This is a genomic window from Bacillus sp. jun7, from assembly GCF_051034795.1.
Classification (GTDB): Bacteria; Bacillota; Bacilli; order Bacillales; family Bacillaceae; genus Bacillus; species Bacillus velezensis.
Map to the genome: position 1 here is coordinate 2,988,224 of NZ_CP093219.1, position 23,201 is coordinate 3,011,424.

Genomic DNA, 23,201 nt, shown 5'->3' on the forward strand with positions numbered 1-23,201 from the left:
ATATTTCTGAAGGCAAAATGAGCGGAACCGCTGTTTTTAAAAGCTTTATAGGTTGGTGTAAAGATAAATTTTATTATTTTTGAAAGATATAAATGAATATAATCTGAATTTACAGTCAAATTATCGTGTCTTTTTTTGAAAGCGCTTTTGAGGCCTTTTTCTGTGCTATAATTCCTTACTGTAAGCTGGGTAAGAAGGCTTGCAATACAATCGGATGGGAGATGAATAGAAAAATGGTTTCTTTATCAAGCATTTTGGAGCACAACCAGCAGTTTGTCCAAGAAAGGAAATATGAACCTTACCAAACGACAAAATTCCCGAAAAAAAAGCTTGTCATCGTATCCTGTATGGATACAAGGCTGACGGAGCTTCTGCCGCAGGCGATGGGACTCAGAAACGGCGATGCCAAAATCATAAAAAACGCGGGAGCCATTGTTTCTCACCCATTTGGAAGTGTTATGCGGAGCATTTTGGTTGCCGTTTATGAACTGCAGGCAGAGGAAGTCTGCATCATAGGTCACCGCGAGTGCGGAATGTCGGGATTAAATGCGGCTTCCATATTAAATAAAGCAAAAGAGCGCGGCGTGGAGGACAAATGTCTGAGCCTTCTGCAGCATGCGGGAGTCGATTTGGAAACATGGCTGACCGGTTTTCACAGCGTCGAAGAAAGCGTGGCCCACAGCGTGAATATGGTCAGGCATCATCCGCTCTTGCCTGAAGAGGTGCCGGTGCACGGGCTGGTGATCGATCCGGGAACGGGGACGCTGGATGTAGTCGTTGACGGTTATGAAACAGTCAAAGGAGGATGCAGCTGACGATGCAATTTACCGGCAGATACCAGGGGTACAATTTGCGGAAATTTCAGAAAGACCTAATCGCGGGAATTGTGGTCGGAATTGTAGCGATTCCACTGGGAATGGCCTTTGCCATCGCCTCGGGGGTCGGTCCGGAATACGGGCTTTACACCGTTATTGTGGCCGGAATTCTGATTTCGCTGTTGGGCGGCTCTAAATATCAGATCGGCGGGCCTACAGGGGCGTTTGTTCCCATTTTATTTGCCATTGTGATGCAGTATGGTTTTGAGAATTTACTTGTAGCCGGTTTTATGGCAGGCGTCATGCTCGTCCTGTTTGGCGTATTTAAGCTCGGAAAGATTATGAAATTCGTGCCGAAGCCGGTGATCGTCGGATTTACGGCCGGGATCGCGGTGCTGATTTTCTCGGAGCAGATTGCCCATTTTCTCGGTCTGCGCGATATCCAAAAGCATGAAAGCTTTATCCTCAACATTGCGGAAATAGGCAAGAAGATCGGAACCTTTAATTTGTACAGCATCCTCATCGCGGGAATTGCTTTGGCCATTTTACTGTTATCAGCCAGGCTGATGCCGAAGATTCCGGGCGCGCTTGTGGCGCTGCTTGTCTCTACAGCCGCGGCGGTCGTGTTTTTTCCTGACAAAATGGCGACAATCGGTTCTGCTTACGGGGAAATTCCGCGGCAGCTTCCGGCTTTCCAGCTTCCGGATTTCTCAATTGATAACATGGTGATGATGTTTCCGTCGGCTCTGATCATTGCGCTTCTCGGCGGACTTGAATCCATATTATCGGCGATGGTCGCGGACAATATGAAAGGATCACGGCATGACAGCAATAGGGAGCTTGTCGGGCAGGGCATCGCCAATATGGCAGCGCCGCTTTTCGGCGGCATACCGGCAACGGGAGCGATTGCGCGGACCGCAACAAATATTAAAAACGGCGCAGTTTCTCCGATTTCCGGTGTTGTCCACGGAGTCACCGTCCTCCTCGTCCTGCTCGTCTTCGCCCCGCTTGCCGTTCACGTACCGCTGGCAAGCATGGCGCCGGTATTGATGGTTGTGGCTTGGAACATGAGTGAGCGGAGGGAAGTCGCCAATATGATGCGGCTGAAAAACACTGATTCATTCGTACTGGCGGCAACCTTTTTGCTGACGGTTCTGTTTGATTTAATCATCGGCGTTTCCGCCGGTCTCGTGCTCGCTTTTGTTTTCTTTATCAGAAAAATGAGCGAATCAACAAGCATTAAAACACCGCATGCCGCTGTCAAATCGGTTAAAAATGATTCATCCGTCAGCACATATTCCATTGAAGGGCCGCTGTTTTTCGGTTCAATTGATTCACTGGAATCATCGCTGCTTGAGAGGCTTCAGGAAAAGCCGAAGACGCTTATTCTGCTGATGAATAATGTGCATTACATGGATACCTCCGCAGAAGCGGTGCTGGGGAATGTGATGAACCGGATCAAACGGCATAACGGGAGATTGATGATCGTCGGATTGCAATCACAGCCGAGAGAGCTGATCCGGAAGACGGGGCTGTTTCATAAAATCGGGAAACAGCATTTCTTTGAGCATCAGGACGAGATAACGGGATAAATTCAGATACGGCCTGTCCATGAAAAAGCGGACAGGCCGTGTTTTTATTCGGTTTCAAAGCGCTTGATCAGTTTTTCCTGATGGGCTTTCATCACATCTTCTAACGTGATTCCGTACTTATCGGCAAGGATAGTCAGATTTCCGAGGACGTCACCCATTTCTTCAATCAGCTCCTGTCTGCGTTCAGCCTGGGTTGCGTCCTTTTCATCCGGCCGGTCTCTGCCGATTTCATATGCTCTTACCGCCCGGGCGAGCTCACCCGCCTCTTCCATTAAAAAGCCGATTCTGATAAATGGCCCGTACGCCGTCCATCCTCGTTTTTCGTAAAAATCTTTCGTCCATTGTTCTGCTTCAGCCATCTGCATGTGAAACACTCCTTATGTCCTGTATGATTCTTATTGATATTATCATATAGAGATGGGACAATATATAGTGTATTTTGATTTATTGATGTACATATATAGATACGGAGATGAAAAAATGAAAACCATTTGTGTATTTGCGGGGTCAAACCCGGGGGTAAATGAAGAGTACAAACGCAAAGCGGCCGAACTGGGTGAATATATGGCGGAGCAGGGAATCGGCCTTGTTTACGGCGGTTCACGGGTCGGTCTGATGGGAACCGTTGCTGATGCGTTAATGGCAGGCGGCGGAAAAGCTGTCGGCGTCATGCCGAGCGGGCTTTTCAGCGGAGAGATTGTTCATCAGAATCTGACGGAGCTGATTGAAGTCAGCGGCATGCATGAGCGGAAAGCGAAAATGAGTGAACTTGCCGACGGGTACATTGCCATGCCCGGCGGTTTCGGAACATATGAAGAGTTATTTGAAGTGCTGTGCTGGGCGCAAATCGGCATTCATCAAAAACCGATCGGACTGTACAATGTGAACGGGTATTTTGAGCCGATGATGAAGATGGTCAAGTACAGCATTCAGGAAGGATTTTCGAATGAGTCTCATTTAAAGCTGATACACAGTTCCTCCCGGCCGGATGAGCTGATTGAGCAGATGAATCGGTATACATACCCGATTTTAGATAAGAAATGGCAGGAATTGTGAGGCAGCGGTCGGAAATATGTTTCGGCGGCTGCATCTGATTCATTCTGACGGAAAGTTCTTTTCTCTTTCTCGTGCGTACCACGCCTTTCTTCGTAATAAGAGATATGGCTGAGAATAAGATGCGAATGAGAATGCTGTTGGGGTTGAAAGAAGAACATCCATTTCCTCAGAGGAGATGGATGTTTTGCGGTTTGCAGACTGTATGCGTTTACAACTTTTGTTGTACGAATGTTTCTTCCGATATGAAATCATCCTGCTGCATCTTTTGTTTTTTTGAACCGATTCCAAATATACCGACTGTCAGTGCACAAAGAAACCAGCAGCCTGTAAAGAACAAGAAAACACTTAAAAATCCGTAGCCTGAATACAGGAAACTGACGACAAAGGGACCGGCTACATTTGCAAGGCGTCCTACGCCGTAAGTGAGGCCATTTCCAGATGCCCTGGCTTCAACCGGATATAATTCCGGCGTATAAGCATATGCGATCGAACTGAAAGTACGCTCAAACATATGCATGAGAAATCCGCATACGATAATGACCATCGGCAAAGGATTGATGCCGTAAAAGAATCCAAGCGCCATAATAATTAACGATAAAACAGAAATGGCCCACTTTCGATCCACACGGTCAGAGATTTGCGACGCAATGAGAGCGCCCAGCGGGGCACCGATCGTTCCCAGAGTGACGTATACGATAGACTCATCCATTGATACGCCTTCTTTCACCAGAAGGGTGGGAACCCACGTGCCAAAGCCTTGAATTGCAATCGTGGAAGCTGCCCACATTGTCATTAAAACAAAAGTTCTTCCTGCCAAAGGCTTTTGAAACAGCGTCCGATATGGAACGGATTTTACAGCGGTTTGTCTGCTTTGCAGAGCCGGAGCTGGTTCAGGCAGTTCACCCTTTTCTTTTTCTGCTTTTGCCTCCAGTTCAAGCAGAATGCGGTGTGCTTGTTCGCTTTTTCCTTTCGTGTCCAGCCATTTCGGTGATTCTTCCAGTTTTCTGGCGATCAGCGGGAAAAAAATACCGACAGCGCCGAATAGAAAGATAAACCGCCAGCCGTAAGAGGCGGACGGCACGACCAATTTAGCCACCCAGCCGGCCGCAGGAATTCCGCATATGCCGATTGTAATACAGATTGCCTGGTATTTTCCCTTAGTTGCGGATGGGAAAAATTCGCTGATATACGTACTTGCCACAATCGTTGTGGCGCCGATACCTAAACTCGTAAGAAATCTAAAAACACCGAGTATTTCTGGGTTCCAAGCCAGAGAAGAGAGGAGGGAGAAGGAAGAGAAAAAGGTGACAACCAGAATTAAACCTTTTTTCCTTCCGAAACGGTCTGAAAACCATCCTCCGGCAGAGGCGCCGATAAACATCCCGAAATAGGAGACAGACGTAATAAAAGCGATGGTATGAGTGGATATGTTCCATTCCTTTAAAAGTGAAGGCGCCGCATATGAAAACGTATTTAAATCGATAAAATCAAAAAAGTAAGCGAATGAAAGGATAACGAGCACTGCTTGATGGGCCCTTGAAAAAGGCAGTCTGTTTAATCGATTAGACGCATTTACATTGATCATCTCGTATTCCTCCGTTTATCTTTGACTTGTCTGAAGACGGTATTAACCAATGTGATTCAGCGTATTCATGTTGTAACTTTGTTTAGTAAACACATAGCCTTCAGAGATCTTTCTTGCTGTGCGTACTACTTTAATCGTTGTTCCGTCCGGATCAACATCTGCCTCGGTTTTTAAAATACCGCTTGGATGCCCCAATCGGATCGTTCTGCCGGAGAATGAAAATTCAGATAATATTGTATCTTGCAATAGCATGCCGGCAGTCGTACATACCGCCCCTGTAATGGCTAAAGCTTGATGCGGTTTTTGCATGGACATCATACGAATGACAAGATCCATCTCTTCTGCGTGTCTCTTTATCCCTTTTGTATCGATATAATCCGCTGGAGATGAGATTAATGTCAGTTTTGGTACGGCCGGTGATTTTGCAGCAGCCTCATGTCTCGGAGCGAATCTGCATTTCTCGGCTGCAATCGATCGGATTATTTCGAGCTTTTCCAATATATCCGGGGTATATTCATCCGGAAGTTCTAAGCCGGTAAGCCCCATGTCCTTTGCTTTTACAAAGACAAGCGGATTGGCGTAATCAATAATCGATACCGAGATATTTCCATACGGTGTATCGAGAACATCAATAGGCTGACCAGTGGGAAACAGCTTACCGGTCACCGCTCCTTCAGCCTGGTGAAATGAAAGATAAATAGGAGAAGCTGTACCTGGAACCCCCGGAATCGAGCAGTCTCCCTGATAATGAAATGTTCCGTTTTTGACTTCAACTTCTGCTGCGATCACTTTTTGAGTGTTTGTGTTTAAAATTCTGACTGTTGTCACCGGCTCTTCAGCTTGAACGAGCCCTTTCTCAATAGCATAAGGGCCTACCGCAGAAGAGATATTTCCGCAATTGCCTTTGAAGTCGGTAAATTTGTCAGTCAGACTGACCTGCGCAAATGTATACTCAACATCTGCGTCCTTTCTGGCGGATTTCTTAATAATGGCTGCCTTGCTTGTGAGAGAATGGCCGCCGCCGAGACCGTCAATTTGTCTCTCGTCAGGGCTCCCCATAATGTCTAAAAGAAAATCGCTCCATAGGTTTGTATCGTCTGGCATGTCTTTTTGAAGAATAAAAACGCCTTTGCTGGTGCCGCCTCTCATAACGGTTACAGGAACTTTTTCCATGCTGTCTCATCCTTACATCATTTTGTGTGGATAAAAAGGTACCGGTCCCTTTGGAAGATATCGTATGATAAATAAGGATTATAAGTAAAACATATAATTTTTATAAAGTTGAATAAAAAACTTTTATAATATGAGAAAATTTTATAGCAGAAAAATATTTTGGGGGATTTCATATGGATGAAAAGGATTGGATTGTGCTCATTACATTATTCGAAGAAAAAAATATGACGAAGGCGGCAGAGCGATTATATATGACACAGCCGGCGTTAAGTTATCGGCTCAAAAACCTGGAAGCACAATTCGGAGTGCGCCTTTTTTATAAAAGAAAAAAAGGGATGGAGTTCACTTCAGAAGGTGAACATCTGGTTGATTATTCGAAAGAGATGCTGCAGGAGTTCAGAAGAGTGAAGGATGATATGCTCAATATGAGCCATGAAGTCAGCGGGGTTCTCAGATTAGGAGTCTCAAGCAATTTTGCTCAGTATAAGCTCCCGGCGATTCTAAAACGGTTTTCTGATCAGTATCCGTCTGTTCAATTCCACGTCAATACGGGATGGAGTGCGAAGGTGATGGATCTGCTTCATCATTCGGGGGTACACCTTGGGATTATGAGGGGAAATTATGATTGGCAAGGGGAAAAACAACTGCTGAATGAAGAGAGGCTGTACCTTATTTCAAAAACTGAAATCAACAGTGAGGACCTTCCAAAATTGCCGATGATTTATTATCAAACTGATGCTTCTTTGAAAAGTTTGATTCAAAAATGGTGGAATAACCAATTTACTGAACCGCCTTTCATTGCAATGGAGGTAGACAGGCAGGAAACCTGTAAAGAGATGGTGAAAAACGGCCTCGGTTATTCTGTTGTGCCGGAAATCTGTCTTCAGCCTTCTGATGAATTATACACATTGGCGCTGTCTTATAAAAATAACGAGCCTGTGATACGCGATACTTGGCTCATGTATGATTCTTCAGCGTTAGAATTATCTGTCGTCAAAGCATTCATTACTTTTTTGAATGGGAATAAAGCATAAAAAAACCTGCAAGAGACATCATCTCTTGCAGGTTTCTGAGGCATTACTTCTGGTCTTCCGTATTGCGTGTCAGCACTTTATCGATTAAGCCGTATTCTAAGGCTTCATCAGCTGATTTGAAGTTGTCGCGGTCTGTATCGCGCTCAATGACTTCAAGCGGCTGGCCGGTACGTTCAGCAAGCACTTTGTTTAATTTGTCGCGAAGCAAGAGAATGCGTTTTGCCGCAATTTCAATTTCTGTCGCCTGTCCTTGCGCTCCGCCAAGCGGCTGGTGAATCATAACTTCACTGTTAGGAAGCGCGTAACGTTTGCCTTTTTCTCCGGCTGCAAGTAAAAATGCTCCCATAGAAGCGGCCATACCGATGCAGATCGTGGATACTTTCGGTTTAATGAACTGCATTGTATCATAGATTGCCATACCGGCAGTGATTGATCCGCCAGGGCTGTTAATGTAAATGGAAATATCTTTTTCAGGGTCTTCCGCTTCAAGGAATAAAAGCTGTGACACGATGGAGTTCGCAACGTTGTCATCAATCGCAGATCCAAGCATGATAATACGGTCCTTCAAAAGACGGGAGTAAATGTCATAAGCTCTTTCTCCGCGGTTCGTTTGTTCAATGACTGTAGGTATTAAATTCATAATGCTCCTCCTTCACCTTTTAGGTAAGTATGTATTTACATGATACATTTTTGGTCAATAAAGGTCAAACAAAACGCTGACCAAAATGCCAACCTTTTCTTCTAACACCATTTTTCCCATAAAACAAAAAGTTCAAACAGCAAAGTGGAAATGAGGATGATCAGCGCCGGAGCCTTGAGAAAATGATATGGCCGGAGCGCTCAAAATAGACCGCAGTTCCGTCGGTACATACGGCTGAACGGTCTGACTACGTTGACCGTCCTTCCAAAAGCCGTACCGGCAAACACGTTTCCAGCGGCAAATCATCAAATTCGCCTTCAATTTCTTTTGCTAAAATCTCGATGGCTGTTTTGGAAATCAATTCGATCGGCTGCTGGATGGTTGTCAAGTCCGGCAGAACCGATTGAACGGTTTCAGTGCCGTCATAACCGATCACTTTTAATTGATTCGGGATGTCTTTCCCCCGTTTTTTAGCCTCGTTCATCACGGCAGCCGCCATGATATCATCGCTGGCAAAAATTCCGTCGGTGTCAGGCTGTTCATCGAATAATGTTGAAATAATATCATGGTAATGCTGATAAAAGGGTACTTCATATGTAATAGGCTTCCGTCCGTGTTCATGCATGACGTCTTCGTATGCTTTTCTTCTGAGGTTTGCCGGTGTTTCGAGTTCAATCGGGCCGTTGAGATGGACGATGTGCCGGCACCCTTTTTCAATCAGCAGTTCAGCCGCCTTTTTTCCGCCGTCATAGTTGTCTGAGCCGACGACGGGAATCGTGTCCGATAAGTAATGATCAATGGCGACAATCGGCAGATTTTGCTTGTGATAATTGAGAATTCCCCGGTTGTAAGTCACGGCGATCACGCCGTCCACTTGGTTTCTTATCAGCATCTCCAAATATTTTTCTTCCTTATCCTTTCGATGTAAACTGTTGCAAAGCAGCAGTTTGTAGCCCATGGACGTACAAATGCTTTCAATATGAAAGGCGAGTTCGCCGAAAAACGGGTTGCTGGAGTTTGGAATGATAAGTCCTATTAAATTGGTTCGTTTTCGGAATAAAGAGCGGGCCAGATCGTTTGGAAAGTAATTGATTTCTTCCATCGCCTTGTACACTTTTTCTTTTGTTTTTTCGCTGATATAGCCGCGGTTATTTAATACCCGCGAAACGGTTGTAGATGAAACTCCCGCTATTTTCGCAACATCATGAATGTTAGGCTTCATTCCCGTGCCCTCCTGCTTACTGAAATGGCTTACAATTTCCGTCACGCACTTATTTTAGAGAATCAGGCTGACATGTGCAAGGACATTCCATGTTTCTGTTTTCATATAAAGAGGGTGCATTTTGTTTGATTGAAATAATCAGAAAATTGTATGTCAACCGATTGACATATGAAACCGGTTGACATACAATTCTTTTTGAAAGCGCTTTATTTACGGAGTGAAGGGAAGTGACGGGTATGGAGAGATGGCTGGCGACAATAAAGTGAAGGAATCAAGCAGCGGCGGAAAGTAAGCGCTTACTCGGAGCTCGCATGTATGTGATGAATATGAAGAAGGAAGTATGCGGCTCTAAAACGGCTGTTAAAAGGTCCTATTAAAGGAGCGGTGCAAATGAAAAGCTCAAAAAGTCTGTATTGGAAACTGAGTGCTTATTTCTTCTTTTTCTTTTTTACTTGGTCTTCCAGCTATTCTTTATTTGCGATTTGGTTAGGGCAGGAAATCAATTTAAACGGATCAGCGACAGGCATTATCTTTTCTGTAAACGCCGTATTTGCCCTGTGCATGCAGCCTCTTTACGGTTTTATCTCTGACAAATTGGGGCTGAAGAAAAAGATATTGTTTATGATCAGCTGTCTTCTCATATTCACGGGTCCGTTTTATATCTACGTCTATGGGCCGCTTTTACAATACAACGTCTTTCTTGGCGCCGTTGTCGGAGGCTTATATTTGGGAGCCGCTTTTTTGGCGGGAATAGGCGCGATTGAAACGTACATTGAAAAGGTCAGCCGTAAGTATGATTTCGAGTATGGAAAATCAAGAATGTGGGGCTCGCTGGGCTGGGCGGCGGCTGCATTTTTTGCAGGGCAGCTTTTCAATATCAATCCCAATATCAACTTCTGGATCGCGTCTGTTTCAGCCGTCATATTAACGGCCATTATCATGTCCGTGAAAATAGAAATGACCGATCATGAGAAAAACAGAGCGGATTCGGTCCGGTTAAAAGATGTGGGGCGGCTCTTTTTATTAAAAGATTTCTGGTTTTTTATGACGTACATTATCGGGGTGACTTGCATTTACGGCGTTTATGATCAGCAGTTCCCGATCTACTATGCGTCTTTGTTTCCTTCAGTGTCGATGGGTAACCAAGTATTCGGCTATCTGAATTCATTCCAGGTGTTTTTGGAGGCCGGCATGATGTTTCTTGCGCCTTTTATCGTCAATAAGTTCGGAGCGAAAAACAGTTTGATTTTAGCGGGGTTTTTAATGGCTTTCCGCATCGTCGGGTCCGGAATTGCAGTTGAGCCTGTAGGCATTTCATCAATGAAACTCATCCACGCACTGGAATTGCCGATTATGCTGATCGCCGTTTTTAAATATTTGGCTGCCAATTTTGATACGCGTCTGTCGTCCGTCCTTTATCTCGTCGGTTTTCAATTCGCATCTCAGGCAGGCGCGTCGATTCTGTCGCCGCTTGCGGGAGGATTATATGACAGTGCGGGGTTCCGTCAAACCTATCTCATCATGGGATTCGTCGTCTTTGGTTTTACCGTCATCTCCATATTTACTTTATTGGGCCCGAAACAAAACAGCAGGCGTGTCCAGCGTCTGCAAAAAATCGGATAGAGAGGATGTTACAAATGGATAGAATTCAGCAGGCGGAAGAAGCTTTGAAGGAAGCCGAGGGTAAAGTAAAACAAAGGTATCGATTGGGGTATCATATTATGCCGCGGGCGAATTGGATCAATGATCCGAACGGGCTTATTCAGTTTAAAGGAGAATACCACGTCTTTTTTCAGCATCATCCGTATGATGAGCATTGGGGGCCGATGCATTGGGGACACGTAAAAAGTAAAGATCTCGTTCATTGGGAGCACCTGCCGGTTGCCTTAGCTCCGGGCGACGCATTCGATCAAAGCGGCTGTTTTTCGGGAAGCGCGGTCGATGATCATGGAAGATTGGCCCTCATCTATACAGGACATAATATAATTGATCAAGAGAAAGACCTATTCTATCAAACTCAAAATATCGCTGTCAGCCAAGATGGCACCGTGTTTGAAAAGCTTCAGGAAAACCCCGTTATTGCGGAACCGCCGGAAGACAGCGCCCGTCATTTCCGCGATCCGAAAGTATGGAAGCATCGCGATGTTTGGTATATGGTCATCGGCAACTCTTCAAAAGAAAATGTCGGACGGGTCGTTTTATACCGTTCACCTGATTTGCGTGATTGGGAATACGCGGGGGTTCTCGCCCAAAGTGACGGTAATCTCGGCTATATGTGGGAATGTCCTGATTTCTTTGAACTAGGCGGCAAACATGTCCTGCTGATTTCGCCACAGGGTATTGAAGCGGACGGTGATTCCTATCAAAATTTACATCAAACCGGCTATTTAATCGGTGACTATAATAATGAAACAAACAAATTTACACACGGCGCTTTTAAAGAACTGGATCACGGCCATGACTTTTACGCCGTGCAAACATTATTAGATGATAAAGGACGCAGAATTGCTATCGGCTGGATGGATATGTGGGAATCTGAGATGCCGACAAAAGCAGACGGATGGTGCGGTGCACTGACTTTGCCGCGAGAACTGACTTTGCGTGATGATCATAAACTTTTGATGAATCCCGTGGAAGAAACCAAGCAGCTGCGGAAAATGGAATATCGGGAATGTGCCGGACGATCGGTTTCAGGGAGTTACTTGGCAAAGACGTCCGAAGACCTGCTTGAAGTCCGAGCCGTGTTTGATGTAAACGATTCTGATGCCGAAGCGGCAGGTTTTAAAATTCGCGGCCTTGACGAAGAAGAACTTGTGCTGACATACAATCTAACGGATAAAAAGCTGACACTTGATTGCACTAAGATGGGGAAAGCGAAAGACGGTGTGAGAAGGGTGCGGCTGGATGCAAACGGCAAGCTGGCGCTGCGTATCTTTATTGACAGATCCTCGATTGAAGTATTCGCCAATCATGGAGAAACAACGATGACAAGCCGTATCTATCCGAATGAGGGCAGATTGGGGATTGAGCTGTTTTCTGAGAAAGGCGCCGTAAAGGTTGAGGAATTCACCTATTGGACGTTAAAAGACATTTGGAAAAAAAGCTGAAACGAGTGATTGCCGCTTTTTCTGCAGCGGCTGGAAATGCACCGAGCCGGGGGCGTCCGCCTGAAATAAGTTTTTTGTGAAAATCAATGCTGTTAAATGATGCAGGATTATGCTGCATGAGGACGCTGCATAATCCTGTTGTGTGTAATCAAAAAAGAGTTGCTTTCTGTGCGTTTCTTTATTATAATATAAAGGTATCTGATTGAAAAAACGTGCGCTCGTAGCTCAGTTGGATAGAGCGGTGGTTTCCGGTACCACGTCTGTCGGGGGTTCGAATCCCTCCGAGCGCGTCTCAGTTAAGACGATAGGAAAAACCTCGCAGATGATAAATCTGCGAGGTTTTTTTATTTTATCTTGTTTTGAAACTGTTAACGAATGTGTCTCTGTTATGTTCGGTTCCGGCAATCAGCCGCGCACTTTCACTGATCCGCTGTGCGAGAGCTTTTTGCGCCTTGCCTTCGAAGCTGTTCAATAAGGCTGAATAAACTTCATATAATTCATCTTTCAACGTATCCATTTCGAATGTCGGTTTCAGCGTTCGGCGCACTGTCTCCAGTTTTGTCTCCGCTGCCTGTGTCATGACGGTTTTCAGCATCTGCCGCTGCAGCCTTTTCTTCATCGGGTCGTCCTTGTTTTCTAAAAGTTCGTCTAATGTCGGCATTATGTATCCACCTCTATCATCTTAACCAGTTTGCGAGCATCTGGTCTTTTTCCTGAAATTCGTCCGCTATTTTATGTAAGAATCCGCCGATCTCTTCAAGGTCCGTGATCGCCGCCTGCAAAGAATCAATAAACGCCTGCTCAGCCTGTGTGTCGTAAAAAATCGGGCCTTTATCGTAGGATTGCGCAATATCTTCAATTGTATTGGTCACGTCCTGTGCTTGAAGCTGATCAAACAAGCCATGCCCAACTTGGCCGTAAAATTCCGTTTTCAGCTCGGCGATTTTTTCATCGTGCTCTTGATAGGCGTTCTGCGCTTCTTTTTTCATCGTCCGCAAATCCTCAGTCATGGCCTGCACCTTTTCAGCCAGCTTCTTTGCGTTTTTCGGCGTTACTTTTATCGCGTCTCCGCTTCCGATCGCACCGGCCGGCAGGAGAGCGCCGAGGTTTTTATCGAAAACTAATTCATCACCATTCGGATTTGTGATGTTTCCGTTTCGGTCAAATATGAAATTCGCTTCGTTTAAGCCGTGTGTATCCGGATTTCTCAGAATGACCGTAGTGAAGAAATAAGCGAGATTCTTGCTGATCTGCTCGTTCAAGTTCCCGCCAAGCCGCTGCTTCCGGCTGAACTGTGAGAGTGAGGGGTTTTTCGTATAAATCGTTGTCCCGTTGTGGCGGTCATATTCGTTCCAATAACCCGCCCCGACCATGTCGTCCGGATTGATAATGGACCGGATGTATGGATCGTATATGCCGCTGTTGATGTCTTTCTGTGTTTCTTCATCGTGCAGTTTGACGACGGAAGGGCTGTTAAACGCGACGGCGTACACATCATTATTCACCGCGCTGTATTCGGCCTCAGCGCCGCCGAGTGAATGGCCGGTTGTTGAAATAATCGTTGACGTTCCGGCATACTTTTTCTTTACGCTGCGTACCAGCTGATCGGCTTGATCGATTTGCGATGTTTTCGTTATCAGCTTATACTTTCCGGTTGTGAGCATGGCGTCTTGAGAGGGCGTTCCATTGTATTTTCCGAGTGTTTTCGAGGTATCCTCCGCGCCTTTTTTTACAATATAATACACTTCTTTTTGCGGATCATTTCCGAAAACAATATTCCCGCCGTCCGCTTTTACGCCGTCATTGATCGGGTCTTTTCCGATATCGGTTCCCGCAAAGGCGACGACCACGTTTTCGGGGTTTTTTGATTTTATCCATTTACCACCTTGTGTTTTTTCCCCTTGTGATAGTATAACCGCGTCTAATCCGGTATCTTCGTCCGTTTTTATTTTTTCAACGTACCAATAAGTTTGTTGGTCTGTTTGTATCGGTTTCCCCGTTTTCAATTTATCAACTAATCTTTCGTGGTTGTAAGATTCCTGACTTAGCGTATAATAAATTTTATCTGTTAATTTTGGAACTTTAATCTTGTGATTCATATACATTGCCTCCTTATTTTTGTAAAATAAGATAGGAAAGGGTTGATTTCCAAATGAAAAAGAAAAAGTACATAATTATCCTTATTTTAATAATTATAGCAGTTGGGGGACTTTTTATGAAGCATCAGTATGATCGAAAGGAAAAAGAGATTGCGTTATTCGAAGAAGCCCAGAATCATATGGAAAAGTTTTTAACAACGAACTATAAAAATGTGGATAATATCCATTTTTCCGAGGATTACTATATTAACCCAATGGGCGGTATTAGTGTTAAGGGTTATACGAATGGAAAAAAAGAGTTTGAAGGTCTATATGATCCAGGCAATAAAGAAATATTATCATATACGGTTGATGCCGAACCAAAAGAAGAATGTAAAGATAAGCTTTGTACAAGATAAATTAGCCTGCTCAATCGAGCTGGGCTAATTTTGCTGTATTGCTCTTCCTCTAATCTCCTGGGCATAAAACAAATTTTCCATAGATACATTTAATCCTCTGTTAATAATGAATAGTGTTGTGATATCATATCTTGTATTTGTTTTAAATCTGCTTATCGTAACCTCAGTAGAACCAACTAAATCAGCCAAACCCTTTTGGCTTTGAATACCCTTCTCCTTCATCACTTCATTTAACCTAGATCTAACTATAACTAACGCTTATAAAAAAGTATTCTCGATCACTGATACTTGATACGTTGATGTTTTTTAGACATGTACAACACCCTGAGGTTGATGTAAATTTAATCTAAGAAAGGATGAGTCTGTGAAGAAATACATGGTTGTCCTGATATTTGTAATAACTATAGTGTCAGGAAGTATCTACATGAAGTACCACCATGATAAAAAAGAAGCAGAGCAAGAACTTTTTATCCAAGTGAAAGATAAAATGGAAAGCTATATAAAAGCTAATTACAAAAATATAAAACACATTACATACGATAACGATTACAAAATAGACCATATGGGAGGAATTTCTATTAGGGGGTACTTGAATGGTAATAATGAAAAAGAATTTTTCGGACTTTATGACAAAACGAATGATGAAATAGGAGTTTCGTCAGTCGATGCAGAAGAGAAACCCGAATGTCAGGAAAAAGAATGTGAATACTAAAAAGACGCTGGAATAGAGAAGAATTCTTTATGATTATTTTATTGATTTAGCTGGCAAAATTACAGTTTAGTGATATTTGAATAATGTAATACCAAACGAATTTGCCGGTTTATATGATCCTCCAGATGACAAAATAGGGAGCTCCTCTGTGGATGCGGAAGAAAAATCTTATGACGCCTAACTGGCGTCTTTATTTTTGTATTATTGGCTGGCCCCAAAAACTCTAACGGATAAATCCCTTTCCTTAAAGAGTAGCCATTCTTGTTTTTCTCCTTGTAATACACTTCTGTTTTCGGATCATTTCCGAAAACAATTATCCCGCAGTCAAAGATCGGGTCTTTTTCGATATCGGTTCCCGCAAAGGCGACGACCACGTTTTCGGGGTTTTTTGATTTGATCCATTTTCTGCTTTTTGTCTTGATGCCTTTTGAGAATACAAAGGCATCAAGCCACGTATCAGAATCCTGCTGCTTTTCTCAACGTACCAATATTACGTCTTACTTCATATGCAGGGCTAACATTTTATAATTATAAGCTGCTTGACTCAAACGGTAATATTCTTTATCTGTGACATTAGAGACGGTTATTTCTTTTCCTTTTGGCATATATACATCACCTTTCTTATATTGTAAAATAGTTCCGAAAGGATGACACGCATGAGAAAATACATTATTATCCTAATTGTTATAATTATAGCAGTGGGAGGTTTTTTCGTGAAGCGTCAATATGATAAACATAAAAACGAAGAAAAACTTGTGATTGAGGCGCAAGAGCACATGAAGATTTACTTAAAAAAAGACTATAAAAATGTACAGGAAGTTCATTTTTCAAAAGACTACAATATCGATCCGACAGGCGGAGTTGAAGTTTCAGGCTACATAAATAATAATAAAGAAAAAGAATTTTCCGGTATATATGATCCAACGAACAAGGAGATAGGTATTTCAGTGGTCAATGCCGAAGAAAGATAAAATACCCACCTCAGGATGAGTGGGTATTTATTTTGTTTAATTATCTTACAAGATTCGAGATATGTTTCTCATACAGTTCAAACCTATTCCTGAGATCAATCGCCTCTACAGTCTCATTTGTCGAGGTATCCCCGATATTAACGATAACCGCGTACAAATATCATGACAACTCAACGTTAGGAAAAACGTCAGATCAGCATTTTACTCGCTTTAAGTTCCAATCTTAACTTGTCAGTAACAATCGCGATGAATTCTGAATTGGTTAGCTTTGCTTTTGACATGCTGAAAGTATATTCATATCAAGTTTTCAGTAGTTACGTTTACTTAATCCATGAGGGGAAGTCCAAGAAGCACTGCAATATTAAGCTATCAAATATTTAGGTGGGCAAATTACTATTGTAGGTTCCGACCGTTCGATGTATCCTCCGTATCTTCTTTTACAAAATAATACACTTCTGTTTTCGGATTATTTCCGAAAACAACATTCCCGCCGTCAAAGATCGGGCCTTTTGCGATTTCGGTTCCTGCAAAGGGGACGACCACGTTTTCGGGGTTTTTGATTTCACAGTTTACCATTTTTCTTCACTGCTTGTACTAATACAACCGCATCGAGCCCTGTATCATCGTCTGATTTTATTTGATCGACGTACCAATAAGTAGGTTTTGAAATGGAAGAATTAGTACGTATATACTCATTGTTCACTAATTTCCTTTTAAGATAGTCATAGTTATAAGCACGTTTATATAGCACCTTTCTTGTCATGTAAAATAGGGTAGGAAAAGGGATGATTTTTTTTGAAAAAATACCTTATTATTGTATCGGTGTTAACTATAACTGTTGGAGGATTGATTATGAAGCATCAATATGATGTGAAAAAGGAAGAAAAGGCTCTTTTTGAAAAAGCCAAAAGTAAAATGACCGAATACTTGCATCACGAGTACAAGGGAATAGAGAAAATTTCTTATGATGATTATTTTATTGATCCAACGGGCGGAATTACAGTTGAGGGGTATCTAAACGGCGATAAAACTAAAGAATTTGACGGTTTATATGATCCTGTAGGTGACAAAATAGGGAGCTCCTCTGTGGATGCGGAAGAAAAATCTTAAGACCCTAAATGCATCGGATGTCACCACCATTTTCTAGTCCGCGAGCTTCATCATAACTGATGGGACGGATGATTCTGTGAAAAAATATATTATTATCTTCATTATCTTAATAGCAGCCGGAGGTTTTATAATGAAGAGTATGAATGATAAAAATGTTCAGGCTGAAGAGATAAAGATTGCGCAAGAACGAATGGAGAAATTTATCAAAGCGAATTATGAAGGTATACATAACGTTACATTTAAAGATAAATACGAGATAGATCCAATGGGCGGGATAGAGGTATTTGGCTATTACAACGGTGATACATCGAATAAATTTGATGGTATTTATGATAAAGCAAATGACAAGATCATGGGGCACTCAATAGACGCTGTAAGTAAGAAAGGATGCAGAGATAAAGATTGTGATTACTAAGAAGACGCTCGTCTGCGTTTTTTATAGATGAGCTTAACGAAAAAGACAAGGGTTTCGGCATGTGCCGCCCTTGTCTTTTTTTATTGAACACTGTAAAACATAACCGGAAACAGCTCATTATTTGACAGTCCATTTTAACAGCGTTACAATTAATCATGTAAATAGTTACATGTTTAAACAAACATAATGTCTCGGGAGGTGATACGTCCTTGAATGAACCTTCTTTAAAAAAGTCATTTATGAGTCAGTGAAGCGCATCATTGATCCCGAGCACGTGTATTTCCGCACTGTACCTGTGTTTGAAACAAGCAGTGAGGCATATCAGTTTCTGCAGGACCGGCTGTTTATCGGGGCTGCGGTCAGATTGCCGGATGACATTCGGTTAGATATTTATGAAGTTCAATAATAATATGGAGAGTGAGTCAACATGGAAAACTTTATCGGAAGCCATATGATTTACACGTATGAAAACGGCTGGGAGTATGAAATCTATATTAAAAATGATCATACGATCGACTATCGGATTCATAGCGGAATGGTAGGCGGCCGCTGGGTGCGCGATCAGGAAGTGAATATCGTCAAGCTGACAGAAGGCGTATACAAAGTGTCATGGACTGAACCGACAGGCACAGACGTTTCCTTAAACTTTATGCCGAATGAAAAACGGATGCACGGAATTATTTTCTTCCCGAAATGGGTGCATGAGCATCCGGAAATCACGGTGTGCTACCAAAATGATTACATTGACGTGATGAAAGAGTCACGTGAGAAATATGAAACGTACCCGAAATATGTCGTTCCCGAGTTTGCGGACATTACGTATCTCAACAATGCGGGAATCAATAACGAAACATTGATTTCAGAAGCGCCGTACGAAGGAATGACCGATGATATCCGTGCGGGAAAATTAAAATAAGAGAAAAACCCGGCAGCTTGGCCGGGTTTTTTGTATCCTTTTACGACAGGGTTTTGGTCATGATAAAGTCGACTTGTTTATCATCCCCCATATAAAAAGAGTGTTCTCCGGTTTGGACAAACCCCATTTTTTGATAAAAGGCGATTGCATTTTCGTTTTTTTCCCATACGCCCAGCCAGATGTTCTTTTTGTTGTGTGCTGTTGCGATTTTCACAGCTTCATTCAGCAGATATTTGCCAAGCCCGTGTTTCTGATGGCTTTTTCTTATATAAATTCTCTCAATCTCAAGAGAATCTTCCCCCATTTTTTCTGACTGTGCTTCGTTCATGTTGACTTTTATATACCCCGCAAGGTCATCATGATAATAAACAAAATAGAATTGAGAAGACAGATTGGATAATTCCTTTTTCAGCTGTTCAGAGCGGAATGCATTTTCCAAATAAGCTTTCATATTTTCAGGTGAATTTTGATCCTTAAATGTAGCATTGAATGTTTCAATGCTTATCTCCCGGAGCTCTGTAATATCGTTAAGGCTGCACTTTTTTAATTGAATACTCATGGTCATACAGCTCCTTTCTTCATTTATCATATCAGCTGATTTTTTGTTGTATTTGCAATGAAAATACCGTATAGTAAACATACCGTAATTTTGTTGTATTTGCAACATAAAATAAGAAAATGAGGACGATAAAGTGAAATATGTTTTTTATGTTTTAGGAATCATGATCTTGACCTTTGGTATTTCTGTCACGATTCAATCAGATCTTGGAACGTCGCCTTTTGATGCGCTTATTGTGGGATTGTCCGTCCATGCAGGGCTTACCGTGGGAAGCTGGGAAATCATCATCGCTTTCCTGTTAATTTGCTGTAATTCAATGTTAAAAAGGCAAAGGCCGGAATTTTCAGGGATGATTACGGCGTTTATAACGGGAATCGGGATTGATATGTGGCTTTTTTTTCTGCATCGAGTCATAACGCCTGAACTATGGTACGGAAAAGCGGGCTGTTTTGCAATCGGTTTAGTTGTGATAGGGATAGGAACCGCAACCTATCTGCACACAAATTTCGCCCCGATCCCGGTTGATCGGTTAACGCTAATTGTCCGCGATTTAACCGGGAGAAGCATCTTTTTTTCAAGAACGGTCATTTACTTCATATTTTTCATACTGGCCGTGATGCTAAAAGGTCCGGTAGGCATCGGAACGTTATTAACCGTTTGTTTAGGCGGGATCATCCTTCATTTCTTTATGCCGATTACCGGAAGATGGATAGACGGCATATTAACAGCATCTCCAAAGCAGGAAGAAACGAAAACCCGGTAGCAGGGGTTTTTATCCGGTTCTATCATTTTTCATTTCATCCGCATGTTCAAGGTATAATAAAAAAGGGGGAGGGATTTTTATGAGCGGTCAAAGAAAGCTCGTTTTTTACGGAGCTGTCAGCGCAGATGGCTATCTTGCGCGGGAAAATCACTCTTTAGATTGGTTAATCGGAACTGAAGGTGAAGACGGCACCGATTATGAAGCTTTCTATGAATCTGTCGATACGATCATCATGGGCAGAAAAACATACGAAGAAATATTGGTTTTATTGCCTGAGGAATTTCCGTACAAAGGTAAAGAATGCTATGTGTTTTCGCGGACATTGACCGGGTGCACTGAACATGTGCGGTTTATTCATGAAGAGCCTGCCGATTTTATAAAAGCATTGAAACGCCAAGAAGGCAAGCGGATTTGGATTGTCGGCGGGAGTGATCTGCTGCACCCGGTTTTGGAGGAAAAACTTGTCGATGAGTTTATCATTCAGATCGCCCCCGTTCTGCTCGGCCGCGGAATTTCTTTGTTCAAACCCGGAGACCGGGAGACAGGGCTGAAGCTGACTGATGTCAGGCGCTATAAGCAATTTGCGGAGTTGCATTATGAAGTGAGATGAAATGAAGTGTATGAAAGAAACCCAGTAAAGGTTACCGGGTTTCTTTTTCATGTTTGTTTTTATGTTTTGAAATGGTGTGGGCCGGCCCGCATGAAAACCCTGCAACCATGATAACAACCCCTATCCACCTCACAGCATAGAAATCAGTGTCGCGCAGGAAGATAAATGAAACTAAGGTCATAAGCGCCCCAATTATAACGGCAGCTGTGCCGATAATACTTGATTTCTCCATATAAAAACTCCTTTATGAATGTTTGTTTAACTTATTGGGTTAGAATATAACATATCAGGGGTAATGTGGAAACGGATATTCTGCGATGTCTGAAGTAAGATGAAAACGAAACGCCAAGGGAGCCGGCTCCCTTGGCGTTTTTTATGCTTGAAACAGGATGCGGCGTTTTGCTGCATCGGGATCACTTTCGACAGCGGTATCCGTGTTGAAAAGCAAAGTTTCGCGTGAATCGGTTTCATATTCAGGCCAATTGAAGTGAGAGGTGTTCGGGTTTCCGGTTTTTGCAAAAGCGAGCCATGCGGATTGGATTTGTTTGGAAAGCTGTTCTGCGTCGTCACCGAGCGGTTCTTGCAGCGCCTTTCTCAAAGAATCAAAGTTTCCGAACACAAACGGCAATTCCAGAGCGTGAACGGCTTTATGAAACGGCGGTGTTTCGCCATGCCAATCAAAGCGGTACATCCAGACCGGTGCATGCTGGGACTGTCCTTGTGCGAAAGCGACAGCCGGCCGCCAGAAAATCAGATCCGTCATCATATCGATTTGTCCCTTTAATGAATGCGGATATAAATCTGCCGCTTGCTCGGTGCAGTTTTCTCCGAGGTGATAATGCAAATAATCTTGCTGCTTTTTCTCGGAATGAATATCTGTATCAGGGGTGAAAAACAAATATGCTTCATCACGATTGGTTCCGATAATCATAGGTATGCCTTCTGCGGCCCCGTCTGCTATGGCTTTCACAGGTTCCGCAGGCAATGTGGCCGGATCGATGGCGGGCTGAAACAAAAGCTGGAAAATGTTTTGATCTAGTGAGCGCCGCACTTTATCCGCAGTCTTAAGCAGGTCATTAACGGAAAGCTCCTGCAATTGATCAGTGCCGGCTTCATGAATAAAAGCCGCCGCGATGTCTTTTGCCATGTCCGCCGGGATCGTATGAGAGGCGCCGCTTTCTAAAATGGCTTTATGAAACAGGCCTTTTGCGTCAGGCATTGCCATAAGTGAGGCGATGCTCATGCCGCCTGCCGATTCACCAAATATCGTGACGTTATCCGGGTCTCCTCCAAATTCGGAGATATTGTCCCTCACCCAGCGCAGCGCGGCGATCTGATCGAGCAGCCCGATATTGGCGGAATACGCGTCATGAATAGAAGACAAATGTAAAAAGCCGAACGGTCCGAGCCTGTAATTGAGTGTCACGACAATGACATCTCCCTCAGCGGCAAGGGCAGATCCGTCGTAAAGCGGTTCGCTTCCGGCACCTAAATAAAATGCCCCGCCGTGTATCCATACCATGACAGGCTTTTTTTCGCCCTCTGAATCGGGGGCGAAAACATTGAGGTAAAGGCAATCTTCAGATTGAGCCGGTATATCTCCGGAAAACGATATAGACAGCATATCATCCGGCTGCGGACAAATCGGCCCGAACGAGTCGGCATGTTTTACGCCGTCCCAAGGTGCGGGCGGCTCCGGCGCTTTAAATCTGAGCTCTCCGACGGGCGGCTTCGCGTACGGTATGCCCTTCCATGTGCGGACGCCGCGGCCGGCAGTTCCTTTCAGTGCGCCGCAGCGGGTTTGAACGGTAAGTTTTGTCATCATTTCATCCCCTTTTTTCTTTTCATTATAAACAGAGATGAAGACATGAAGCGAATAAAAGCCTTTTCATCAGCATATCATTAGTAACGCTTCCGTTCTAAAAATGATCTGACTTCCTGAACGGACAAGCCGAGTTCTTTGGCTTCCTGCATCAGCGCTTTCCATTCCTCAATGTTGGATTCAGTCAGTTTTCTGTTGCGGTAGGGTGCGGGCTCCGGGCGTTTTTCAGTCAGTTTGTTCGTAAAGGTGAACAGTTCTTCTTTCGGCATGCCTGACTGCACGGCCTGCACAAGGTGGATGCGCCACTCATCTTCCGTGTCTCCCATCTGATGCAGCATCGTTTCGGCATCAAAAAGCTCCGTCAGATCGACCTGCAGGGTGGCGGATACTTTTTTCAGAAATTGGATGGACGGATTTGAGTGAACCCCCCGTTCTATCTTGCTTAAATAAGATTTAGAGACACCTGCTTCAACTGCTAGCTGATTAATAGAGTAGCCTTTTCTTCTGCGGTATAAACGAATTATTCTTCCAATCATTGTGCTGAATTCTCCCCTGTATACTGGCATTTTTTGTTCATTATAAGAAATTTTTCGTTCTTTATA

Annotated in this window: 26 protein-coding genes, 1 tRNA gene and 5 pseudogenes; 17 read left to right on the forward strand and 15 right to left on the reverse strand. The window is 43.4% G+C overall.

Going from position 1 to position 23,201, the window contains the following annotated elements:
* The first annotated feature begins 233 nt into the window (after positions 1-233).
* Both MJQ52_RS14620 and MJQ52_RS14625 read left to right on the forward strand, forming a co-directional pair.
* Entirely contained in the window at positions 234-815 is a 582-nt protein-coding gene (locus tag MJQ52_RS14620) for a beta-class carbonic anhydrase (RefSeq protein ID WP_003151503.1), read from the forward strand.
* A gap of 2 nt (positions 816-817) precedes the next feature.
* Positions 818-2,407, forward strand: a complete 1,590-nt coding sequence (locus MJQ52_RS14625; protein WP_265210265.1) for a SulP family inorganic anion transporter — start codon at positions 818-820, stop codon at positions 2,405-2,407.
* 44 nt (positions 2,408-2,451) lie between these two features.
* On the opposite strand, the gene MJQ52_RS14630 is transcribed toward MJQ52_RS14625, so the two are convergent.
* On the reverse strand, positions 2,452-2,772 hold the full coding sequence (locus tag MJQ52_RS14630; protein ID WP_265210223.1) for a MazG-like family protein: 321 nt from the start codon (positions 2,770-2,772) through the stop codon (positions 2,452-2,454).
* Between the two features lie 115 nt (positions 2,773-2,887).
* On the opposite strand from MJQ52_RS14630, the gene MJQ52_RS14635 reads away from it, so the two are divergent.
* Positions 2,888-3,463: a TIGR00730 family Rossman fold protein gene (locus tag MJQ52_RS14635; protein ID WP_017418850.1), complete on the forward strand. Its 576-nt coding sequence runs from the start codon at positions 2,888-2,890 to the stop codon at positions 3,461-3,463.
* Positions 3,464-3,671: 208 nt separating this feature from the next.
* Here MJQ52_RS14635 and MJQ52_RS14640 read toward each other — a convergent pair whose 3' ends face one another.
* Together MJQ52_RS14640 and MJQ52_RS14645 are read right to left on the reverse strand one after the other, a co-directional pair.
* Positions 3,672-5,048 carry an MFS transporter gene (locus MJQ52_RS14640; RefSeq protein ID WP_060674016.1) on the reverse strand — a complete coding sequence of 459 codons (1,377 nt, stop codon included), beginning with the start codon at positions 5,046-5,048 and terminating at the stop codon, positions 3,672-3,674.
* A gap of 42 nt (positions 5,049-5,090) precedes the next feature.
* Positions 5,091-6,221 (reverse strand): 2-methylaconitate cis-trans isomerase PrpF family protein, encoded by a 1,131-nt coding sequence (locus tag MJQ52_RS14645; protein ID WP_265210224.1) that lies wholly within the window; start codon positions 6,219-6,221, stop codon positions 5,091-5,093.
* A gap of 173 nt (positions 6,222-6,394) precedes the next feature.
* Here MJQ52_RS14645 and MJQ52_RS14650 point away from each other — a divergent pair, with 173 nt between their 5' ends.
* Positions 6,395-7,255, forward strand: coding sequence for a LysR family transcriptional regulator (locus MJQ52_RS14650; protein WP_003151510.1), 861 nt, complete (start codon positions 6,395-6,397; stop codon positions 7,253-7,255).
* A gap of 43 nt (positions 7,256-7,298) precedes the next feature.
* Here the strand turns inward: MJQ52_RS14650 and clpP are convergent, their stop codons facing one another.
* Both clpP and MJQ52_RS14660 read right to left on the reverse strand, forming a co-directional pair.
* Positions 7,299-7,895, reverse strand: a complete 597-nt coding sequence (gene clpP / locus MJQ52_RS14655) for an ATP-dependent Clp endopeptidase proteolytic subunit ClpP (protein WP_003151513.1) — start codon at positions 7,893-7,895, stop codon at positions 7,299-7,301.
* 247 nt (positions 7,896-8,142) lie between these two features.
* Positions 8,143-9,117: a LacI family DNA-binding transcriptional regulator gene (locus tag MJQ52_RS14660; protein WP_265210225.1), complete on the reverse strand. Its 975-nt coding sequence runs from the start codon at positions 9,115-9,117 to the stop codon at positions 8,143-8,145.
* A gap of 390 nt (positions 9,118-9,507) precedes the next feature.
* On the opposite strand from MJQ52_RS14660, the gene MJQ52_RS14665 reads away from it, so the two are divergent.
* From MJQ52_RS14665 to MJQ52_RS14675, 3 genes are all read left to right on the forward strand, one after another.
* Complete coding sequence (locus MJQ52_RS14665; protein ID WP_003151517.1) at positions 9,508-10,740, forward strand: MFS transporter; 1,233 nt, start codon at positions 9,508-9,510, stop codon at positions 10,738-10,740.
* 14 nt (positions 10,741-10,754) lie between these two features.
* Positions 10,755-12,224: a glycoside hydrolase family 32 protein gene (locus MJQ52_RS14670; protein ID WP_094247466.1), complete on the forward strand. Its 1,470-nt coding sequence runs from the start codon at positions 10,755-10,757 to the stop codon at positions 12,222-12,224.
* Between the two features lie 214 nt (positions 12,225-12,438).
* Positions 12,439-12,514: transfer RNA gene (locus tag MJQ52_RS14675), tRNA-Arg, on the forward strand.
* Between the two features lie 59 nt (positions 12,515-12,573).
* On the opposite strand, the gene MJQ52_RS14680 is transcribed toward MJQ52_RS14675, so the two are convergent.
* Together MJQ52_RS14680 and MJQ52_RS14685 are read right to left on the reverse strand one after the other, a co-directional pair.
* Positions 12,574-12,885: a hypothetical protein gene (locus tag MJQ52_RS14680; protein WP_094247467.1), complete on the reverse strand. Its 312-nt coding sequence runs from the start codon at positions 12,883-12,885 to the stop codon at positions 12,574-12,576.
* 16 nt (positions 12,886-12,901) lie between these two features.
* A complete protein-coding gene (locus tag MJQ52_RS14685) occupies positions 12,902-14,323 on the reverse strand; it encodes a lipase (protein WP_094247468.1) in 1,422 nt (473 codons plus the stop codon).
* A 53-nt stretch (positions 14,324-14,376) separates the two neighbouring features.
* Between MJQ52_RS14685 and MJQ52_RS14690 the strand changes: the two genes are divergently transcribed.
* Positions 14,377-14,721, forward strand: coding sequence for a DUF1433 domain-containing protein (locus MJQ52_RS14690; protein WP_094247469.1), 345 nt, complete (start codon positions 14,377-14,379; stop codon positions 14,719-14,721).
* Positions 14,722-14,745: 24 nt separating this feature from the next.
* On the opposite strand, the gene MJQ52_RS14695 is transcribed toward MJQ52_RS14690, so the two are convergent.
* Positions 14,746-14,943, reverse strand: coding sequence for a helix-turn-helix domain-containing protein (locus tag MJQ52_RS14695; RefSeq protein ID WP_065180501.1), 198 nt, complete (start codon positions 14,941-14,943; stop codon positions 14,746-14,748).
* Between the two features lie 202 nt (positions 14,944-15,145).
* Here MJQ52_RS14695 and MJQ52_RS14700 point away from each other — a divergent pair, with 202 nt between their 5' ends.
* On the forward strand, positions 15,146-15,433 hold the full coding sequence (locus tag MJQ52_RS14700) for a DUF1433 domain-containing protein (protein ID WP_077722892.1): 288 nt from the start codon (positions 15,146-15,148) through the stop codon (positions 15,431-15,433).
* Between the two features lie 97 nt (positions 15,434-15,530).
* A pseudogene (locus MJQ52_RS14705) lies at positions 15,531-15,614 on the forward strand (DUF1433 domain-containing protein); the annotation flags it as partial.
* Positions 15,615-15,708: 94 nt separating this feature from the next.
* Here the strand turns inward: MJQ52_RS14705 and MJQ52_RS14710 are convergent.
* Positions 15,709-16,038, reverse strand: a pseudogene (locus MJQ52_RS14710) (lipase); the annotation flags it as partial.
* A 51-nt stretch (positions 16,039-16,089) separates the two neighbouring features.
* Between MJQ52_RS14710 and MJQ52_RS14715 the strand changes: the two are divergent.
* Complete coding sequence (locus tag MJQ52_RS14715; protein ID WP_165698143.1) at positions 16,090-16,404, forward strand: DUF1433 domain-containing protein; 315 nt, start codon at positions 16,090-16,092, stop codon at positions 16,402-16,404.
* 188 nt (positions 16,405-16,592) lie between these two features.
* Here the strand turns inward: MJQ52_RS14715 and MJQ52_RS14720 are convergent.
* Together MJQ52_RS14720 and MJQ52_RS14725 are read right to left on the reverse strand one after the other, a co-directional pair.
* Positions 16,593-16,703, reverse strand: a pseudogene (locus MJQ52_RS14720) (sporulation transcription factor Spo0A); the annotation flags it as partial.
* A gap of 96 nt (positions 16,704-16,799) precedes the next feature.
* Positions 16,800-17,167 (reverse strand): annotated as a pseudogene (locus MJQ52_RS14725) (lipase); the annotation flags it as partial.
* A gap of 32 nt (positions 17,168-17,199) precedes the next feature.
* Here MJQ52_RS14725 and MJQ52_RS14730 point away from each other — a divergent pair.
* The 4 genes and pseudogenes from MJQ52_RS14730 to MJQ52_RS14745 all read left to right on the forward strand — a co-directional run bounded on the left by MJQ52_RS14730 (position 17,200) and on the right by MJQ52_RS14745 (position 18,845).
* On the forward strand, positions 17,200-17,514 hold the full coding sequence (locus MJQ52_RS14730) for a DUF1433 domain-containing protein (protein ID WP_094247470.1): 315 nt from the start codon (positions 17,200-17,202) through the stop codon (positions 17,512-17,514).
* A gap of 130 nt (positions 17,515-17,644) precedes the next feature.
* Positions 17,645-17,929 (forward strand): DUF1433 domain-containing protein, encoded by a 285-nt coding sequence (locus MJQ52_RS14735; RefSeq protein ID WP_070082422.1) that lies wholly within the window; start codon positions 17,645-17,647, stop codon positions 17,927-17,929.
* A gap of 256 nt (positions 17,930-18,185) precedes the next feature.
* A pseudogene (locus MJQ52_RS14740) lies at positions 18,186-18,335 on the forward strand (DUF3237 family protein); the annotation flags it as partial.
* Between the two features lie 21 nt (positions 18,336-18,356).
* Positions 18,357-18,845 carry a phenolic acid decarboxylase gene (locus tag MJQ52_RS14745; protein ID WP_014305882.1) on the forward strand — a complete coding sequence of 163 codons (489 nt, stop codon included), beginning with the start codon at positions 18,357-18,359 and terminating at the stop codon, positions 18,843-18,845.
* Between the two features lie 40 nt (positions 18,846-18,885).
* Here MJQ52_RS14745 and MJQ52_RS14750 read toward each other — a convergent pair whose 3' ends face one another.
* Positions 18,886-19,404, reverse strand: a complete 519-nt coding sequence (locus MJQ52_RS14750) for a GNAT family N-acetyltransferase (RefSeq protein ID WP_025649312.1) — start codon at positions 19,402-19,404, stop codon at positions 18,886-18,888.
* Between the two features lie 133 nt (positions 19,405-19,537).
* Here MJQ52_RS14750 and MJQ52_RS14755 point away from each other — a divergent pair, with 133 nt between their 5' ends.
* Both MJQ52_RS14755 and MJQ52_RS14760 read left to right on the forward strand, forming a co-directional pair.
* The gene (locus MJQ52_RS14755; RefSeq protein WP_014305880.1) at positions 19,538-20,167 is read left to right on the forward strand and encodes a YczE/YyaS/YitT family protein; all 630 of its coding nucleotides are present in this window, start codon (positions 19,538-19,540) and stop codon (positions 20,165-20,167) included.
* Between the two features lie 79 nt (positions 20,168-20,246).
* Entirely contained in the window at positions 20,247-20,777 is a 531-nt protein-coding gene (locus MJQ52_RS14760) for a dihydrofolate reductase family protein (protein WP_017418861.1), read from the forward strand.
* A 31-nt stretch (positions 20,778-20,808) separates the two neighbouring features.
* Here the strand turns inward: MJQ52_RS14760 and MJQ52_RS14765 are convergent, their stop codons facing one another.
* The 3 genes from MJQ52_RS14765 to slrR form a co-directional block, all read right to left on the reverse strand.
* Positions 20,809-21,009: a hypothetical protein gene (locus tag MJQ52_RS14765; RefSeq protein WP_014418938.1), complete on the reverse strand. Its 201-nt coding sequence runs from the start codon at positions 21,007-21,009 to the stop codon at positions 20,809-20,811.
* Between the two features lie 141 nt (positions 21,010-21,150).
* Positions 21,151-22,599 (reverse strand): carboxylesterase/lipase family protein, encoded by a 1,449-nt coding sequence (locus MJQ52_RS14770; protein ID WP_289414648.1) that lies wholly within the window; start codon positions 22,597-22,599, stop codon positions 21,151-21,153.
* Positions 22,600-22,679: 80 nt separating this feature from the next.
* The gene (gene slrR / locus MJQ52_RS14775; RefSeq protein ID WP_017418863.1) at positions 22,680-23,135 is read right to left on the reverse strand and encodes an HTH-type transcriptional regulator SlrR; all 456 of its coding nucleotides are present in this window, start codon (positions 23,133-23,135) and stop codon (positions 22,680-22,682) included.
* Positions 23,136-23,201: the final 66 nt, after the last annotated feature.

What these genes read in the sequence shown, in the direction of transcription:
- MJQ52_RS14620 (WP_003151503.1), top strand. Translation starts at nt 234, where the DNA reads ATGGTTTCTTTATCAAGCATTTTGGAGCACAACCAGCAGTTTGTCCAA.
- MJQ52_RS14625 (WP_265210265.1), top strand. Translation starts at nt 818, where the DNA reads ATGCAATTTACCGGCAGATACCAGGGGTACAATTTGCGGAAATTTCAG.
- MJQ52_RS14630 (WP_265210223.1), bottom strand. Translation starts at nt 2,772, where the DNA reads ATGCAGATGGCTGAAGCAGAACAATGGACGAAAGATTTTTACGAAAAA.
- MJQ52_RS14635 (WP_017418850.1), top strand. Translation starts at nt 2,888, where the DNA reads ATGAAAACCATTTGTGTATTTGCGGGGTCAAACCCGGGGGTAAATGAA.
- MJQ52_RS14640 (WP_060674016.1), bottom strand. Translation starts at nt 5,048, where the DNA reads ATGATCAATGTAAATGCGTCTAATCGATTAAACAGACTGCCTTTTTCA.
- MJQ52_RS14645 (WP_265210224.1), bottom strand. Translation starts at nt 6,221, where the DNA reads ATGGAAAAAGTTCCTGTAACCGTTATGAGAGGCGGCACCAGCAAAGGC.
- MJQ52_RS14650 (WP_003151510.1), top strand. Translation starts at nt 6,395, where the DNA reads ATGGATGAAAAGGATTGGATTGTGCTCATTACATTATTCGAAGAAAAA.
- clpP (WP_003151513.1), bottom strand. Translation starts at nt 7,895, where the DNA reads ATGAATTTAATACCTACAGTCATTGAACAAACGAACCGCGGAGAAAGA.
- MJQ52_RS14660 (WP_265210225.1), bottom strand. Translation starts at nt 9,117, where the DNA reads ATGAAGCCTAACATTCATGATGTTGCGAAAATAGCGGGAGTTTCATCT.
- MJQ52_RS14665 (WP_003151517.1), top strand. Translation starts at nt 9,508, where the DNA reads ATGAAAAGCTCAAAAAGTCTGTATTGGAAACTGAGTGCTTATTTCTTC.
- MJQ52_RS14670 (WP_094247466.1), top strand. Translation starts at nt 10,755, where the DNA reads ATGGATAGAATTCAGCAGGCGGAAGAAGCTTTGAAGGAAGCCGAGGGT.
- MJQ52_RS14680 (WP_094247467.1), bottom strand. Translation starts at nt 12,885, where the DNA reads ATGCCGACATTAGACGAACTTTTAGAAAACAAGGACGACCCGATGAAG.
- MJQ52_RS14685 (WP_094247468.1), bottom strand. Translation starts at nt 14,323, where the DNA reads ATGAATCACAAGATTAAAGTTCCAAAATTAACAGATAAAATTTATTAT.
- MJQ52_RS14690 (WP_094247469.1), top strand. Translation starts at nt 14,377, where the DNA reads ATGAAAAAGAAAAAGTACATAATTATCCTTATTTTAATAATTATAGCA.
- MJQ52_RS14695 (WP_065180501.1), bottom strand. Translation starts at nt 14,943, where the DNA reads ATGAAGGAGAAGGGTATTCAAAGCCAAAAGGGTTTGGCTGATTTAGTT.
- MJQ52_RS14700 (WP_077722892.1), top strand. Translation starts at nt 15,146, where the DNA reads ATGAAGTACCACCATGATAAAAAAGAAGCAGAGCAAGAACTTTTTATC.
- MJQ52_RS14715 (WP_165698143.1), top strand. Translation starts at nt 16,090, where the DNA reads ATGAGAAAATACATTATTATCCTAATTGTTATAATTATAGCAGTGGGA.
- MJQ52_RS14735 (WP_070082422.1), top strand. Translation starts at nt 17,645, where the DNA reads ATGAAGAGTATGAATGATAAAAATGTTCAGGCTGAAGAGATAAAGATT.
- MJQ52_RS14745 (WP_014305882.1), top strand. Translation starts at nt 18,357, where the DNA reads ATGGAAAACTTTATCGGAAGCCATATGATTTACACGTATGAAAACGGC.
- MJQ52_RS14750 (WP_025649312.1), bottom strand. Translation starts at nt 19,404, where the DNA reads ATGAGTATTCAATTAAAAAAGTGCAGCCTTAACGATATTACAGAGCTC.
- MJQ52_RS14760 (WP_017418861.1), top strand. Translation starts at nt 20,247, where the DNA reads ATGAGCGGTCAAAGAAAGCTCGTTTTTTACGGAGCTGTCAGCGCAGAT.
- MJQ52_RS14765 (WP_014418938.1), bottom strand. Translation starts at nt 21,009, where the DNA reads ATGGAGAAATCAAGTATTATCGGCACAGCTGCCGTTATAATTGGGGCG.
- MJQ52_RS14770 (WP_289414648.1), bottom strand. Translation starts at nt 22,599, where the DNA reads ATGACAAAACTTACCGTTCAAACCCGCTGCGGCGCACTGAAAGGAACT.
- slrR (WP_017418863.1), bottom strand. Translation starts at nt 23,135, where the DNA reads ATGATTGGAAGAATAATTCGTTTATACCGCAGAAGAAAAGGCTACTCT.